The 515-nt window shown below is 45.4% G+C and carries 1 protein-coding gene; it reads left to right on the top strand.

Going from position 1 to position 515, the window contains the following annotated elements; translation table 11 throughout:
• Window positions 1–433, top strand: a 433-nt coding sequence (locus ACFIKD_RS09795) for an NADH-quinone oxidoreductase subunit J (RefSeq protein WP_375647959.1), incomplete at its 5' end; no start/stop codon positions are given.
• Between the last annotated feature and the right edge of the window lie 82 nt (window positions 434–515).

Raw genomic sequence — 515 nt, forward strand, 5'->3', positions numbered from 1 at the left:
TAGTGGTGTGGTTGGTTGTATGGTAATTTTAGGTTTTGGGGGGGCCTATATAGGTCTGATGTTGTTTTTAATTTATCTGGGGGGTATAATAATTGTTTTTGGCTATACTACAGCGATAGCTATTGAGGAGTATCCTGAGACATGGGGTTCGGGGTTCGAGGTTTTAGGGGGTCTTTTGGTGGGTTTAATAATGGAGGCAGGATTAGTTTTATGGGTCTCAAGTTCTGATGGGGTGGTGGTAGTTAGTTTTAATAGCATGGGGGATTGGGTGATTTTTGAGGGAGAGGGGTCAGGGTTAGTTCGGGGGGATTCTATTGGTGCTGGTGCTTTGTACGATTATGGACGTTGGTTGGTGGTAGTTGCTGGTTGGACATTATTTGTGGGTGTATATATTGTGATTGAGATCACTCGGGGTAATAGGTTATATTATTAGAAGTAGGGTTAGGGCAAGGGGGATGAGAAAGGAGAGGGGTCAGGGTTAGTTCGGGGGGATTCTATGGGTGCTGGGTGCCAGG

It is taken from the genome of Bartonella sp. CR84HXZ, assembly GCF_042194535.1.
In the GTDB taxonomy this organism is placed as follows: domain Bacteria; phylum Pseudomonadota; class Alphaproteobacteria; order Rhizobiales; family Rhizobiaceae; genus Bartonella; species Bartonella grahamii.